Origin of the sequence: Citrobacter portucalensis (genome assembly GCF_023374935.1) — a bacterium.
GTDB classification, from domain to species: Bacteria; Pseudomonadota; Gammaproteobacteria; order Enterobacterales; family Enterobacteriaceae; genus Citrobacter; species Citrobacter portucalensis.
In genome coordinates, this window is the sequence record NZ_CP092467.1 from 1 (window position 1) to 13,279 (window position 13,279).

General features: G+C 50.8%; 10 protein-coding genes and 3 pseudogenes. 9 read left to right on the forward strand and 4 right to left on the reverse strand.

Features of this window, described 5'->3' with window-relative positions; all coding sequences use genetic code 11:
- Entirely contained in the window at positions 1 to 990 is a 990-nt protein-coding gene (locus LY264_RS24685; RefSeq protein WP_022652311.1) for a RepB family plasmid replication initiator protein, read from the reverse strand.
- An 855-nt stretch (positions 991 to 1,845) separates the two neighbouring features.
- On the opposite strand from LY264_RS24685, the gene LY264_RS24690 reads away from it, so the two are divergent.
- The 3 genes from LY264_RS24690 to LY264_RS24700 all read left to right on the forward strand — a co-directional run bounded on the left by LY264_RS24690 (position 1,846) and on the right by LY264_RS24700 (position 3,674).
- Complete coding sequence (locus LY264_RS24690) at positions 1,846 to 2,115, forward strand: type II toxin-antitoxin system TacA family antitoxin (RefSeq protein ID WP_022652312.1); 270 nt, start codon at positions 1,846 to 1,848, stop codon at positions 2,113 to 2,115.
- Positions 2,116 to 2,118: 3 nt separating this feature from the next.
- The gene (locus tag LY264_RS24695; RefSeq protein ID WP_022652313.1) at positions 2,119 to 2,649 is read left to right on the forward strand and encodes a GNAT family N-acetyltransferase; all 531 of its coding nucleotides are present in this window, start codon (positions 2,119 to 2,121) and stop codon (positions 2,647 to 2,649) included.
- 167 nt (positions 2,650 to 2,816) lie between these two features.
- Complete coding sequence (locus LY264_RS24700) at positions 2,817 to 3,674, forward strand: IS5 family transposase (protein WP_022652314.1); 858 nt, start codon at positions 2,817 to 2,819, stop codon at positions 3,672 to 3,674.
- Between the two features lie 140 nt (positions 3,675 to 3,814).
- Here LY264_RS24700 and LY264_RS24705 read toward each other — a convergent pair.
- A pseudogene (locus tag LY264_RS24705) lies at positions 3,815 to 4,708 on the reverse strand (IS3 family transposase); the annotation flags it as partial.
- A 67-nt stretch (positions 4,709 to 4,775) separates the two neighbouring features.
- On the opposite strand from LY264_RS24705, the gene LY264_RS24710 reads away from it, so the two are divergent.
- The 4 genes and pseudogenes from LY264_RS24710 (at position 4,776) to tnpC (ending at position 8,347) form a co-directional block, all read left to right on the forward strand.
- A complete protein-coding gene (locus LY264_RS24710) occupies positions 4,776 to 5,927 on the forward strand; it encodes an IS30-like element IS30 family transposase (protein ID WP_022652315.1) in 1,152 nt (383 codons plus the stop codon).
- A 159-nt stretch (positions 5,928 to 6,086) separates the two neighbouring features.
- Positions 6,087 to 6,419, forward strand: coding sequence for a transposase (locus tag LY264_RS26035; protein WP_050586387.1), 333 nt, complete (start codon positions 6,087 to 6,089; stop codon positions 6,417 to 6,419).
- Positions 6,416 to 6,763, forward strand: a complete 348-nt coding sequence (tnpB, locus tag LY264_RS24715; RefSeq protein WP_000609174.1) for an IS66 family insertion sequence element accessory protein TnpB — start codon at positions 6,416 to 6,418, stop codon at positions 6,761 to 6,763. Before LY264_RS26035 ends, tnpB begins: the two co-directional genes overlap by 4 nt.
- Positions 6,764 to 6,812: 49 nt before the next feature.
- Positions 6,813 to 8,347, forward strand: a pseudogene (tnpC, locus tag LY264_RS24720) (IS66 family transposase).
- Between the two features lie 56 nt (positions 8,348 to 8,403).
- On the opposite strand, the gene LY264_RS24725 reads toward tnpC, so the two are convergent.
- Both LY264_RS24725 and LY264_RS24730 read right to left on the reverse strand, forming a co-directional pair.
- On the reverse strand, positions 8,404 to 9,744 hold the full coding sequence (locus LY264_RS24725; protein ID WP_008786676.1) for an IS110 family RNA-guided transposase: 1,341 nt from the start codon (positions 9,742 to 9,744) through the stop codon (positions 8,404 to 8,406).
- 230 nt (positions 9,745 to 9,974) lie between these two features.
- Positions 9,975 to 10,217, reverse strand: a pseudogene (locus LY264_RS24730) (transposase); the annotation flags it as partial.
- Between the two features lie 370 nt (positions 10,218 to 10,587).
- Here LY264_RS24730 and sopA point away from each other — a divergent pair.
- Together sopA and LY264_RS24740 are read left to right on the forward strand one after the other, a co-directional pair.
- Positions 10,588 to 11,754, forward strand: coding sequence for a plasmid-partitioning protein SopA (gene sopA, locus LY264_RS24735; RefSeq protein WP_022652317.1), 1,167 nt, complete (start codon positions 10,588 to 10,590; stop codon positions 11,752 to 11,754).
- Positions 11,754 to 12,719: a ParB/RepB/Spo0J family plasmid partition protein gene (locus tag LY264_RS24740; protein WP_022652318.1), complete on the forward strand. Its 966-nt coding sequence runs from the start codon at positions 11,754 to 11,756 to the stop codon at positions 12,717 to 12,719. Before sopA ends, LY264_RS24740 begins: the two co-directional genes overlap by 1 nt.
- The last annotated feature ends 560 nt before the right edge of the window (positions 12,720 to 13,279 follow it).

Here is a 13,279-nt window from a genome sequence, read left to right on the forward strand (position 1 = left end):
TCAGCGGGATTTGAAGAGTTTTTCCAGGTCATCGAGCGTGATGCCAAGTTTCTCTAAAAGCGCCAATTTCTCAGCCATCTCCGGACTCACATCACCCGGTGCGGCTGGCAGTTGAGGGTTCTCAGCACTCTCATCATGCGGTGGTTTTAACTTGGGCCGCCGGTAATGAATGCAGAAGAGTTTAGTGCGTCCCCGCTGGATCTCCGTGTAATCCAGATAGCCAATCTCCCGGAGCTGCTCCATGGCACGCCTCACCGTCTGGTTCTGCGAGAACACAGGGGATTTCAGGTTCAGGCGGGCCCGCAGACGCGCCAGAGATATCGGTGCCGGATCCCGGGGCAGACTCTCTATAAAGGTATAAAGGGCCTGGGCGGACTCCCGGCGTTTCAGGGCATTGATGGCCTTGAGCTGCAGTAACACTTTCCGGTCAAACTGGTAGAGTTCAAAGAGGCGCGGATCGGCCTGCAACTGGACGATATCCTTCTCCGTATCATAGTAGGCCGACTGCACCAGGTGTGTGATGTACTCTTTGGTGTGACTTTCGGTCGTGCGGGAAAACGAGATCACGGTACCCGCGATACGTTTTAGCGAGGGGCTGATACGCTCCCGGAGCTTGCGTGATGACTGACTGGAGGGGATCCCACAGAGTTTGGCGAACTCAACAAACGGCAGTTCAACCTTATCGCCGATAACCTTATGGCGTGCAAAGGAATGGATCACCCCTACCCAGGTCTTGAAGTCATTATCCATATCCAGGCGGGGACCGGTGATCTCCACCTTATCAAACCCTTCGGCTCTGGCGAGAGATAGACGCGTCAGTTCTTCCGTCGCATCAGTACGCGAAAGCGTGTTCTTTTTACTGTTTTTCAGTGATTTGAGAGTAGGGACAAACACTCCGAGCCGCATCAGTGCCACTGGCTGCACTGTATTACTGGCATTAGGAGTGAGATTTACGACTTCACCGGAGGATTTATCCACCTCTTCAAACAACTTTTTTAAGTCCAGATTGTCCTTGTCCAGAGAGCCCCCCGATCGGTGGATTGTTTTAGAATAAAAGCAGCCACTGTTCTCATGTTATGGCCTGTAAAACGCCAGACAACTGGCTTCAGTTTATGCACAGCCCTGATGAACTTTCAGGTGACATACTCACTGTAGTTTATATCAATCGCTTATTACAGCATATCCGTTGCATAATACAGCTTATTGTCTACCAGTTACAGCTTATGATTAACATGCTACAGCTTATGTGATCATGCTCCAGGCTCAGTCCTGACGCGGCCTTCAGAGGTGTCGGGATCTTCTTTGGATCTTACAGGGATCGCTTTAAGGATCTTATTACTGGATCGAATGACTGTATATGTGGATAACCTGCTGACCGACAAGGTAATTCAGACTGTTCATTAATGATCCCTTTTCATACCGGCAACAACGCGTACCTGCTCCTGCCAGCATCTGTGCTATTGCGCTTCCTCGCCGGTTCGCGGGCATAAGCCCGGTCACCGGACTGCGGCGAGCACTGATCTATTCATTTCTCAATACAGACTATGTCAAAACTGCACTTCTCTCAGAGCCATGATACGGAGGTTACATAGTACAGTTTGATTCTGGTTTCTTCCGATCAGACACAGCAACGGTAATTTGAGCCTGACCGATCAACATCGAGAAGTTTTTCTCTACACCTTTACGTGCTGTACCCGGATCCACAGCCAACTAGTGGTTGAAACATGCATACCATAACTCTATTATAATTGTACGGTATACATCCGTACATGCTATCGCCTTAAGTCCCGAACTCAACAAAACTGTCCGCTCTCTCAGATTAAAGAGTGGCCTGGGAGAGAAACCATGTCAGCACTGAAAAAGCAGCGCATTGACCTGAGATTAAATGAAGACGACAAACACATGATCGAAGAAGCTGCAGCAATGACTAACCAGTCAATTTCGCAGTTCATGGTCAGTACCGCCTCAGAACGCGCTGCAGAAGTTATTGACCAGCACCGTCGTCTGCTCCTCAATGAGGAGTCTTGGAACCTGGTTATGGATGCAATCATTAATCCGCCAGCACCGAATGACCGGCTGAAACGCGCCGCTAACCGTCTCCGGGAACTGGAGTAATAAATGGAGGGTTTAAGGATTGAGATTTTTTCAGAGGAAGTTGAATATGAATTAAGCAACTTCGATTGTGGAGAAGAGTATCTGAATACTTTTCTTACTGACCATCTGAAACGGCAGCATAACAGTAAGATCTTACGTGGTTATGTTCTCGTGACGAGAGAGAATAAACCGCGTGTGATGGGGTACTACACGCTATCAGGAAGTTGCTTTGAGAAAATACTTCTACCCAGCAAAACACAACAAAAGCGTGTACCCTACAAGAATGTGCCGAGCGTGACTTTGGGCCGTCTGGCAATTGATAAAAGCATTCACCACCAGGGATATGGAGAAACACTTGTTACCCATGCGATGAAAGTCGTGTATCAGGCCTCGCAGGCTGTGGGTATACACGGAATGTTCGTGGAAGCGCTGAACGACAACGCCAAAAAATTCTACCTTCGACTGGGTTTCATTCAGTTAAAGGAAGAAAACTGTAACTCGCTCTTTTACCCGACAAAATCTATTGAAGAATTGTTCGAAGTAAATGATGAATAAAACAGGTTTAGACTGATCCAGTAAAGCCGTACCGCTTATGTAAAGCGGCCTAGTCCTATTACAGTATTTTTGCCGAAACAGCTCTTCTGCGGTATCTAGGGAAGGTGCGAACAAGTCCCTGATATGAGATCATGTTTGTCATCTGGAGCCATGGAACAGGGTTCATTATGAGTCATCAACTTACCTTCGCCGACAGTGAATTCAGCAGTAAGCGCCGTCAGACCAGAAAAGAGATTTTCTTGTCCCGCATGGAGCAGATTCTGCCATGGCAAAACATGGTGGAAGTCATCGAGCCGTTTTACCCCAAGGCTGGTAATGGCCGGCGACCTTATCCGCTGGAAACCATGCTACGCATTCACTGCATGCAGCATTGGTACAACCTGAGCGATGGCGCGATGGAAGATGCTCTGTACGAAATCGCCTCCATGCGTCTGTTTGCCCGGTTATCCCTGGATAGCGCCTTGCCGGACCGCACCACCATCATGAATTTCCGCCACCTGCTGGAGCAGCATCAACTGGCCCGCCAATTGTTCAAGACCATCAATCGCTGGCTGGCCGAAGCAGGCGTCATGATGACTCAAGGCACCTTGGTCGATGCCAAGAGTGGCCTGACCCACAGCCTGGTCACTACCGCGGCCAACGAGCATGACCTCAATCAGCCGGGTAATCTGCTGCATGGAGAGGAGCAATTTGTCTCAGCCGATGCCGGCTACCAAGTGGCGCCACAGCGCGAGGAGCTGGCCGAGGTGGATGTGGACTGGCTGATCGCCGAGCGCCCCGGCAAGGTAAGAACCTTGAAACAGCATCCACGCAAGAACAAAACGGCCATCAACATCGAATACATGAAAGCCAGCATCCGGGCCAGGGTGGAGCACCCATTTCGCATCATCAAGCGACAGTTCGGCTTCGTGAAAGCCAGATACAAGGGGTTGCTGAAAAACGATAACCAACTGGCGATGTTATTCACGCTGGCCAACCTGTTTCGGGCGGACCAAATGATACGTCAGTGGGAGAGATCTCACTAAAAACTGGGGATAACGCCTTAAATGGCGAAGAAACGGTCTAAATAGGCTGATTCAAGGCATTTACGGGAGAAAAAATCGGCTCAAACATGAAGAAATGAAATGACTGAGTCAGCCGAGAAGAATGAATCGCCACGGAAAATCTAGACACTTCCGAGCCGTTGATAATACTGGTTTTCATATTCTGTCGGTGACATCTGATCGCTAGAACCATGCCGACGCTTACTGTTATAAAACATTTCGATGTAATCAAAAATATCGCTGCGGGCTTCTTCCCGCGTTCCGTAGATCTTTTTCTTTATCCGTTCGCGTTTCAACAACTGGAAAAAGCTTTCTGCAACCGCATTATCATGGCAGTTACCGCGACGGCTCATGCTGCCCTCCAGGCCGTGTGATTTCAGGAACGACTGCCACTCATGGCTTGTGTACTGACTGCCCTGATCCGAATGAACCAGCACCTGTTTTTGGGGATTACGCCGCCATACAGCCATCAGCAGTGCGTTCAGGACAATGTCCTTTGTCATCCGGGATTGCATGGACCAGCCGATAATTTTGCGTGAGAACAGATCAACAACAACGGCAAGATACAGCCAGCCTTCGTGGGTCCTGATGTAGGTTATGTCCGTTACCCAACGCTCATCCGGAGCATCCGGATTGAACTGTCGCTGGAGCCTGTTGGGCGACACGATACTGGCCTCGCCTTTACGTGCCCGCGGGCTCCGGTATCCGACCTGAGCCTTTATCCCGACACGTTTCATCAGTCGCCAGACCCGGTTCACTCCGCACTGTTGCCCGCTGTCCCGCAGATCCAGATGGATTTTGCGATAACCATAGACGCATCCCGATTCCAGCCAGAACTGTTTAATCTGTCCTGTCAGTCTCAGGTCTGCCTGATGGCGTTGTGAATGCGGCTGCTGAAGCCAGGCGTAAAAACCACTGGGATGAACATCCAGCACCCGACAGAGCAGGCGAACACGCCAGCAACAGGAGTTGTCACGGATAAAGGCGTACCTCAGTCGGACAGCTTTGCGAAGTACGCCGCTGTAGATTCAATTGGTCAACGCAACAGTTATGTGAAAACATGGGGTTGCGGAGGTTTTTTGAATGAGACGAACATTTACAGCAGAGGAAAAAGCCTCTGTTTTTGAACTATGGAAGAACGGAACAGGCTTCAGTGAAATAGCGAATATCCTGGGTTCAAAACCCGGAACGATCTTCACTATGTTAAGGGATACTGGCGGCATAAAACCCCATGAGCGTAAGCGGGCTGTAGCTCACCTGACACTGTCTGAGCGCGAGGAGATACGAGCTGGTTTGTCAGCCAAAATGAGCATTCGTGCGATAGCTACTGCGCTGAATCGCAGTCCTTCGACGATCTCACGTGAAGTTCAGCGTAATCGGGGCAGACGCTATTACAAAGCTGTTGATGCTAATAACCGAGCCAACAGAATGGCGAAAAGGCCAAAACCGTGCTTACTGGATCAAAATTTACCATTGCGAAAGCTTGTTCTGGAAAAGCTGGAGATGAAATGGTCTCCAGAGCAAATATCAGGATGGTTAAGGCGAACAAAACCACGTCAAAAAACGCTGCGAATATCACCTGAGACAATTTATAAAACGCTGTACTTTCGTAGCCGTGAAGCGCTACACCACCTGAATATACAGCATCTGCGACGGTCGCATAGCCTTCGCCATGGCAGGCGTCATACCCGCAAAGGCGAAAGAGGTACGATTAACATAGTGAACGGAACACCAATTCACGAACGTTCCCGAAATATCGATAACAGACGCTCTCTGGGGCATTGGGAGGGCGATTTAGTCTCAGGTACAAAAAACTCTCATATAGCCACACTTGTAGACCGAAAATCACGTTATACGATCATCCTTAGACTCAGGGGCAAAGATTCTGTCTCAGTAAATCAGGCTCTTACCGACAAATTCCTGAGTTTACCGTCAGAACTCAGAAAATCACTGACATGGGACAGAGGAATGGAACTGGCCAGACATCTGGAATTTACTGTCAGCACCGGCGTTAAAGTTTACCTCTGCGATCCTCAGAGTCCTTGGCAGCGGGGAACAAATGAGAACACAAATGGGCTAATTCGGCAGTACTTTCCTAAAAAGACATGTCTTGCCCAATATACTCAACATGAACTAGATCTGGTTGCTGCTCAGCTAAACAACAGACCGAGAAAGACACTGAAGTTCAAAACACCGAAAGAGATAATTGAAAGGGGTGTTGCATTGACAGATTGAATCTACAGCGGCTTTCCTGAGAAACGTAAGCGTCGTCTGAGTACCGTCTGGTCCCGAATCCAGGATCCTGTAACTTAAGCACCCACTTATTTTGCAGGTGGACACCTCATGCGCGCTAAAGAAAGACTTCCCCGGAAACACTATTCCCCTGAATTCAAAATGGAACTGGTCAGGCTGGCTCTTGAAGAAGAAGGCAGTATTGCCGCACTGGCCCGGAAACATGACGTCAATGATAACCTGCTCTTTAAATGGATAAGGCTCTGGCAGCGTGAAGGGCGGGTCTGTCGGCCCCGAAAAAACTCATCGTCGCTTCCTGCCCTGATACCCGTGCAGCTTCAGGCGGGCTCTTCTCTCCCAACCTTCGAACTACCATCCTGCTCTCCTCCCGCTACCTGCCACATAAAATGTCGGGGAGGAGAAATAACACTGACTCATCCCTCTGCTGAACTCATGAGCACTGTCCTGCGCGAACTGATGCGGGGGCCGGTATGATAAATCTTCCCGCAGGCACAAAAATCTGGCTGGTTGCCGGTATCACCGATATGCGCAACGGCTTCAATGGCCTCGCCGCAAAGGTGCAGACCGCGCTGAAAGATGACCCGATGTCCGGCCACGTCTTCATCTTCCGGGGACGCAGCGGCAGTCAGGTAAAACTGCTCTGGTCCACCGGCGATGGTCTGTGCCTGCTGACAAAGCGACTGGAACGTGGTCGCTTCGCCTGGCCCTCAGCCCGCGATGGCAAAGTGTTCCTGACGCCGGCGCAACTGGCGATGCTGATGGAAGGTATCGACTGGCGACAGCCAAAGCGGTTACTGACATCCCTGACCATGTTGTAGCGCTCTTTATCCTGGTTGTCGCAGAATCAGCCTGGTAAAATACAGGCTTATGAACGATACCTCTTCTGACGACATCCTTCTGCTGAAACAGCGCCTGGCCGAACAGGAAGCGTTGATCCACGCCCTGCAGGAAAAGCTGAGCAACCGGGAACGCGAAATAGACCATCTGCAGGCGCAACTGGATAAGCTGCGCCGGATGAACTTCGGCAGTCGTTCCGAAAAGGTATCCCGCCGTATCGCGCAAATGGAAGCTGACCTGAACCTGCTGCAGCAGGAAAGCGATACGCTGACCGGCCGGGTGGATGACCCGGCAGTGCAGCGCCCGCTGCGTCAGACCCGCACCCGCAAACCGTTCCCTGAGTCACTCCCACGGGATGAGAAGCGGCTGCTGCCGACTGAGCCGTGTTGCCCGGAGTGCGGTGGTTCGCTGAGTTACCTGGGTGAGGATGCCGCCGAACAGCTGGAGCTGATGCGCAGCGCCTTCCGGGTTATCCGGACAGTCCGTGAAAAGCATGCCTGCCGTCGGTGCGATCGCATCGTTCAGGCCCCGGCTCCTTCGCGCCCCATCGAACGGGGGATCGCCGGACCGGGGCTGCTGGCCCGAGTGCTGACCTCAAAGTATGCAGAGCACACACCGCTGTATCGCCAGTCGGAGATCTATGCCCGCCAGGGTGTGTGTTGAGTCGTTCTGTACTGTCGGGCTGGGTGGATGCGTGTTGTCGTCTGCTGGCACCGCTGGATGAAGCCCTTCAGCACTATGTCCTGACCGACGGCAAACTCCATGCTGACGATACGCCTGTCCCGGTGCTGTTGCCGGGCAATAAGAAGACGAAGACCGGGCGCTTATGGACGTACGTTCGAGACGACCGCAACGCCGGATCAGCGCTGGCCCCCGCAGTGTGGTTCGCTTACAGCCCGGACAGAAAAGGTATCCACCCTCAGACCCATCTTGCAGGCTTCAGTGGCGTACTGCAGGCTGATGCCTACGCCGGGTTCAACGAGCTCTACCGCGACGGCCATATAAAGGAAGCCGCGTGCTGGGCCCATGCCCGCCGAAAAATCCACGATGTTCACGTCCGTACCCCGTCAGTCCTGACGGAGGAGGCGCTGAAACGGATCGGCGAGCTGTATGCCATCGAGTCGGAGATCAGAGGTAAAAGAGCAGAGGAACGGCAGGCAGTCCGGCACCAAAAAGTGCTGCCGCTGCTGGCGTCACTGGAGGGGTGGCTGCGGGAGAAACAGAAAACCCTCTCAAGGCACTCAGAACTGGCGAAGGCGTTCGGGTATGCGCTGAACCAGTGGCCGGCGCTGATCCGCTATGCAGAAGATGGCTGGGTGGAGGTGGATAATAACATTGCCGAAAACGCCCTACGACGGGTCAGTCTGGGGAGAAAAAACTGGCTGTTCTTCGGCTCGGATCATGGTGGTGAGCGCGGTGCGTCACTGTACAGTCTTATCGGGACGTGCAAATTAAACGGCGTGGATCCGGAACGCTATCTGCATTATGTACTTGATGTCATCGCCGACTGGCCTGTGAACCGGGTGGGTGCTCTGCTCCCGTGGCGGGTTACTCTGCCTGCCTGACCAGCTTCACTTCGTCAATACGGTTCTCACTGCACGCTTACTGAGAAACTCCCGGTTCACACGCATAACTCGGGATCTTGCTGGAGAGAGTAACCCAGTGATTTTGCCCTTCGTTTAAGCCCGTCGAGTACGCGATTACGGTAGCGCTCTTCATAATAATCCGCGCCAGGATCGACATATTTCTGACCGTATTTAAGGGCATTGTAGAACAGTATTGCCAGTTTTCTTGCCGTTGCAGTGACTGCTTTTGCTTTCCCGATACGGGATGATAATCGACGATAAAAAGCACCCAGCGCTGTATCGCTCCGGCCAATTGTTGTGGCTGCCAGTCTTAGTGCAGCAGCAATTCGACTGGATGAACGCCGTGTTTTCGAGGACAGTACTTTTCCACCGGAGATCTTATTCCCCGGGGACAAACACAGCCACGAGGTAAAATGGCTCGCATCCGGCCAGCGATTCATGTCAGTACCGCATTCGGCAACGAATTTTAGTGCCAGATAAGGTCCGAACCCATGTATCTGTGTCAGGTCTGCTCCGGTAATTTTCCAGAGTAATGGCCTGACATCAAAGGAAAGCTGATTGGGCTGTTTTGTACGATGTCTGGCGGAGGGCAATACTCCTTCAGGCTCTTCAGTTCCGGTGCTGAGCTGCAATAATGAAGTTTCGATTTGATCATCACACTCACGGATTTTTTCCTGGTAAAAATCGAAAAATGCCACCGACTGTTCAAGTGCAAAAAGATGTTCAGGCTGCCAGTTCCCTGTCAGTGCCTGTTGAAGAACCTCTGGCGTCTTTTTACATCTGACATCACGATACTGGATCAATACTGAAGGATCGCGCTCACCACTGACAATAGCTCTGACGATTGAAAGACCGGTAACGCCAGTAATATCCGATACGGCATGATGCAATTGAACATTCATCTGCATCAACGCCTTCTGCATATGTTGGATATGAGCAGCCCGGTATTCAGTCAGGCGTTCCCGTTGTCTCAAATAAGACCTGAGTACGGAAATGTCGTGTTCAGGTCTGAAACTGGCCCGAAGAAGGCCAAATGAATGCAGCTTCTGCAGCCACTGTGCGTCATTGACATCAGTCTTGCGACCGGGAACATTTTTTGCGTCTCTGGCATTAACAAGGATCACATTGAAACCCGCAGCCTCAAGGATCTCAAAAGCAGGCAACCAGTAAACGCCAGTGGACTCCATGGCAATGGTCGTAATGTGACAGGTTTTGAGCCAGTCGGACATCCGATGAAGGTCGCCAGTGAAACTTTGAAAAGTTCTGACCGGCTCGGCGTCAGCATCCGGTGGAACGGCGACTACGTGGAATTCAGCGCCAATATCAACGCCCGCAGCATGAGGATGGATAACAGACATTCGGGAGGATTTTTTCATGGAAATCTCCTTGCTCATTTTTCGATGAACGAAGGAGGGGACGACGGAGAAATCACCTTCCTGAACGGGATCAAAGTCACCACTGCCGGATCCGCCACAGTCCCTGAACCATGTTTTTTTACGGGGTCATACCACCAAAAGGCCGACGGCTGCTTCCTTCGCTAAATTAGCCTGCCAACTTTTCCGGGGAGTTTCTGAGACTCAGGACGGGGTTTCACCCATGGACAGTTTTTTAATATGTCCCGTTCGTCGGTAACCCGTTTCAGCTCTTTCTGGAGACGGCGGATCTCGGCCTGAGCATCTGACTGTTCTTTATTAGTGGAAGAATCCGGACCGTACTTCTTTATCCAGGCGTAAAGGCTGTGGGTGGTGATATCGAGACGTGTTGCAACGCTGGCAACAGAATAACCGCGATCAACAACCTGTTTGACTGCTTCAGTTTTAAACTCTTCGGGATAACGCTTACCGCTCATGGGCACCTCTCTTTAAGCCATCTTAAATGACTCTGAGGTGTCTGTTAAACCCATGGCGATTCAGTAGTCAATTCCTCACCATTCAAAACCATCCGCTGGATCTTCGTTAGCTTCAGAGCGTCTGCCACACCTTGTTAGTACGCAGTAATTCCTCTTCCTCGACGCATGCGCCTGCGTGCGCACGCTTTCTGCGGCGAGCGGATGATATTGACTGAAGCATGCAGCAGACTTTCAGTTGGATGCTGAACTGAAAACGGCTACATTTTGATCGGCTTTGCAATTTTTAAGGTGGTTTGCAATTTTAATGTTGCTTTGCGATTTTTATCAAGATTTAATAGATTAATGCAAAGATGATAACAAGGAACAGAGAATGGGACTGATGGAAACGCTTGACCAGTGCATTAATGCTGGTCATGAAATGACGAAAGCTATCGCGATTGCACAGTTTAACGATGATAGTCCGGAAGCTAGGAAAATTACCCGTCGCTGGCGTGTGGGTGAGGCCGCCGATCTGATTGGTGTTTCTTCTCAGGCAATCCGTGATGCCGAAAAAGCAGGACGCCTTCCACATCCTGATATGGAAATGCGTGGACGGGTGGAGCAGCGGGTGGGCTACACCATTGAACAAATCAATCATATGCGGGATGTATTTGGCACCCGTTTGCGCCGTCCTGATGACAGCGTTCCGCCCGTTATTGCGGTGGCAGCACATAAAGGGGGGGTTTATAAGACATCGGTATCTGTCCACCTGGCACAGGATCTGGCGCTGAAAGGGCTGAGGGTACTACTTGTCGAAGGGAATGATCCTCAGGGCACAGCCTCCATGTACCACGGTTGGGTTCCTGATTTGCATATCCATGCCGAAGACACACTGTTGCCTTTTTATCTCGGTGAGCGCGATGATGCAGCCTATGCCGTCAAATCCACCTGCTGGCCGGGTCTCGACATCATTCCGTCATGCTTGGCTCTGCACCGCATTGAAACAGAGCTCATGGGAAGGTTTGACGACGGAAAACTCCCGACAGAACCCCACATGATGCTTCGCCTGGCCATCGAAACGGTGGCTCATGATTATGATGTCATTGTTATCGACAGTGCACCGAACCTCGGTATTGGTACCATCAATGTTGTTTGTGCTGCGGATGTACTCATTGTGCCAACGCCAGCTGAGTTATTCGATTACACCTCTGCCCTTCAGTTTTTTGACATGCTGCGCGATCTGTTAAAAAACGTGGATCTGCAGGGTTTTGAGCCTGACGTCAGAATTCTTCTGACCAAGTACAGCAATAACAATGGCTCGCAGTCACCCTGGATGGAAGAACAGATCCGCGATGCCTGGGGAAGCATGGTACTGAAAAACGTTGTACGCGAGACCGACGAGGTCGGTAAAGGTCAGATCCGTATGAGAACAGTGTTTGAGCAGGCTATCGATCAACGCTCGTCTACAGGAGCCTGGCGAAATGCGCTGGCTATCTGGGAGCCTGTTTGTAATGAAATTTTTGATCGCCTGATTAAACCTCGCTGGGAGATCAGATAATGAAACGTGCTCCAGTTATTCCAAAACATACCATAAAAGATATTCGCCCCGAAACTGAGCCGTCAGCGGCACCCGCTGCACCGATGGTTGATTCATTAATCGCACGTGTAGGAGCCATGGCTCGTGGAAATGCCATACTGCTTCCAGTTTGCGGCCGGGAAGTGAAATTTATTCTGGAAGCCATCCCGGGCGAGAGTGTTGAAACGGCATCGAGAGTCTGGTCAGGTAATGAACGAGACCAGGAACTACTGACCGAAGACGCGCTTGATGATCTAATCCCCTCTTTCATCCTGAGTGGTCAGCAGACGCCTGCGTTCGGACGACGGGTAGAAGGTGTCATTGAGATTGCAGATGGTAGTCGCCGTCGTAAAGCCGCCATTCTGACATCATCGGATTATCGTGTTCTCGTCGGGGATCTCGATGACGAACAGATGATGGCTTTATCACGGCTGGGTAATGATTACCGCCCTGTCAGTGCTTATGAACGGGGCAACCGCTATGCAAAGCGGTTGGAAAATGATTTTAACGGCAATATCTCTGCTCTGGCTGAAGCTGAGAATATTTCCCGTAAAATCATCACGCGTTGCATCAACACGGCCCATTTGCCAAAATCAGTGGTTGCCCTGTTTACTCACCCTGGTGAACTTTCCGCCCGCTCTGGGGAGGCGCTGTATAAAGCATTTTCGGGAAAAGAAGCTTTATTGTTGCAACGGACACAACAGCTTCATGAGCAAAAGAAAGCGGGAGTTATCTTTGAATCCGAGGAAGTTATTGGTTTACTGACAGATGTTCTGAAAGAGCCATCAGGTAAAAAAGTTAACCTTAATACCCGTCATCAATTTGTACCTGGTGCGACAGCCCTATACAAAGGCGATAAGGTGATTTTTAATCTCGATAAATCTCGTTTACCTGCCGAATGTATCGAGAAGATAGAAAGCATACTGCGTGACTTACAAAAAGTTTAGCCTGTTTAATGTTACAAGCGAGCGTTATCATTAATTTCAAATATCCTTAATGCGTTACATGCTGCTTCGGAATATATACATCCGAAGCAGCTATTCTCTGCACTATAACACCAGTGGTGTTAAAAAGGTCTGTTTTCTTATCTCAACCTGATTGTTACCATAATCTAAGATCTAGTTTCTGCTACTTTTTCTTAACTAGTTCCACGGTTCACCCCTCAGCCTGCATATCAGAACTCAGACGGTAACCCATCCCGGAATACTGATTCCACACACCAGATTAACTGGGACCACGGTCCCACCTCCTACTTGCGTGGCAAAACTCACCCGCTAATCCCGCCCGGAATACGGATTCCACACACCAGATTAATGGGACCACGGTCCCACCTCCTACTTACGTGTCAGAACTCACCCGTTAATCCCGCCCGGAATACGGATTCCACACACCAGAATAACTGGGACCACGGTCCCACCTTCTACTTGCGTGGCAGAACTCACCCGTCAACCCCAACCGGGAATATCGATTCCACACGCCGGATTCACTGGAACTATGATTCCACTCT

What these genes read in the sequence shown, in the direction of transcription:
- LY264_RS24725 (WP_008786676.1), bottom strand. Translation starts at nt 9,744, where the DNA reads ATGAAAAAATCCTCCCGAATGTCTGTTATCCATCCTCATGCTGCGGGC.
- tnpB (WP_000609174.1), top strand. Translation starts at nt 6,416, where the DNA reads ATGATAAATCTTCCCGCAGGCACAAAAATCTGGCTGGTTGCCGGTATC.
- LY264_RS24690 (WP_022652312.1), top strand. Translation starts at nt 1,846, where the DNA reads ATGTCAGCACTGAAAAAGCAGCGCATTGACCTGAGATTAAATGAAGAC.
- LY264_RS26035 (WP_050586387.1), top strand. Translation starts at nt 6,087, where the DNA reads ATGGAACTGGTCAGGCTGGCTCTTGAAGAAGAAGGCAGTATTGCCGCA.
- LY264_RS24710 (WP_022652315.1), top strand. Translation starts at nt 4,776, where the DNA reads ATGAGACGAACATTTACAGCAGAGGAAAAAGCCTCTGTTTTTGAACTA.
- sopA (WP_022652317.1), top strand. Translation starts at nt 10,588, where the DNA reads ATGGGACTGATGGAAACGCTTGACCAGTGCATTAATGCTGGTCATGAA.
- LY264_RS24700 (WP_022652314.1), top strand. Translation starts at nt 2,817, where the DNA reads ATGAGTCATCAACTTACCTTCGCCGACAGTGAATTCAGCAGTAAGCGC.
- LY264_RS24740 (WP_022652318.1), top strand. Translation starts at nt 11,754, where the DNA reads ATGAAACGTGCTCCAGTTATTCCAAAACATACCATAAAAGATATTCGC.
- LY264_RS24695 (WP_022652313.1), top strand. Translation starts at nt 2,119, where the DNA reads ATGGAGGGTTTAAGGATTGAGATTTTTTCAGAGGAAGTTGAATATGAA.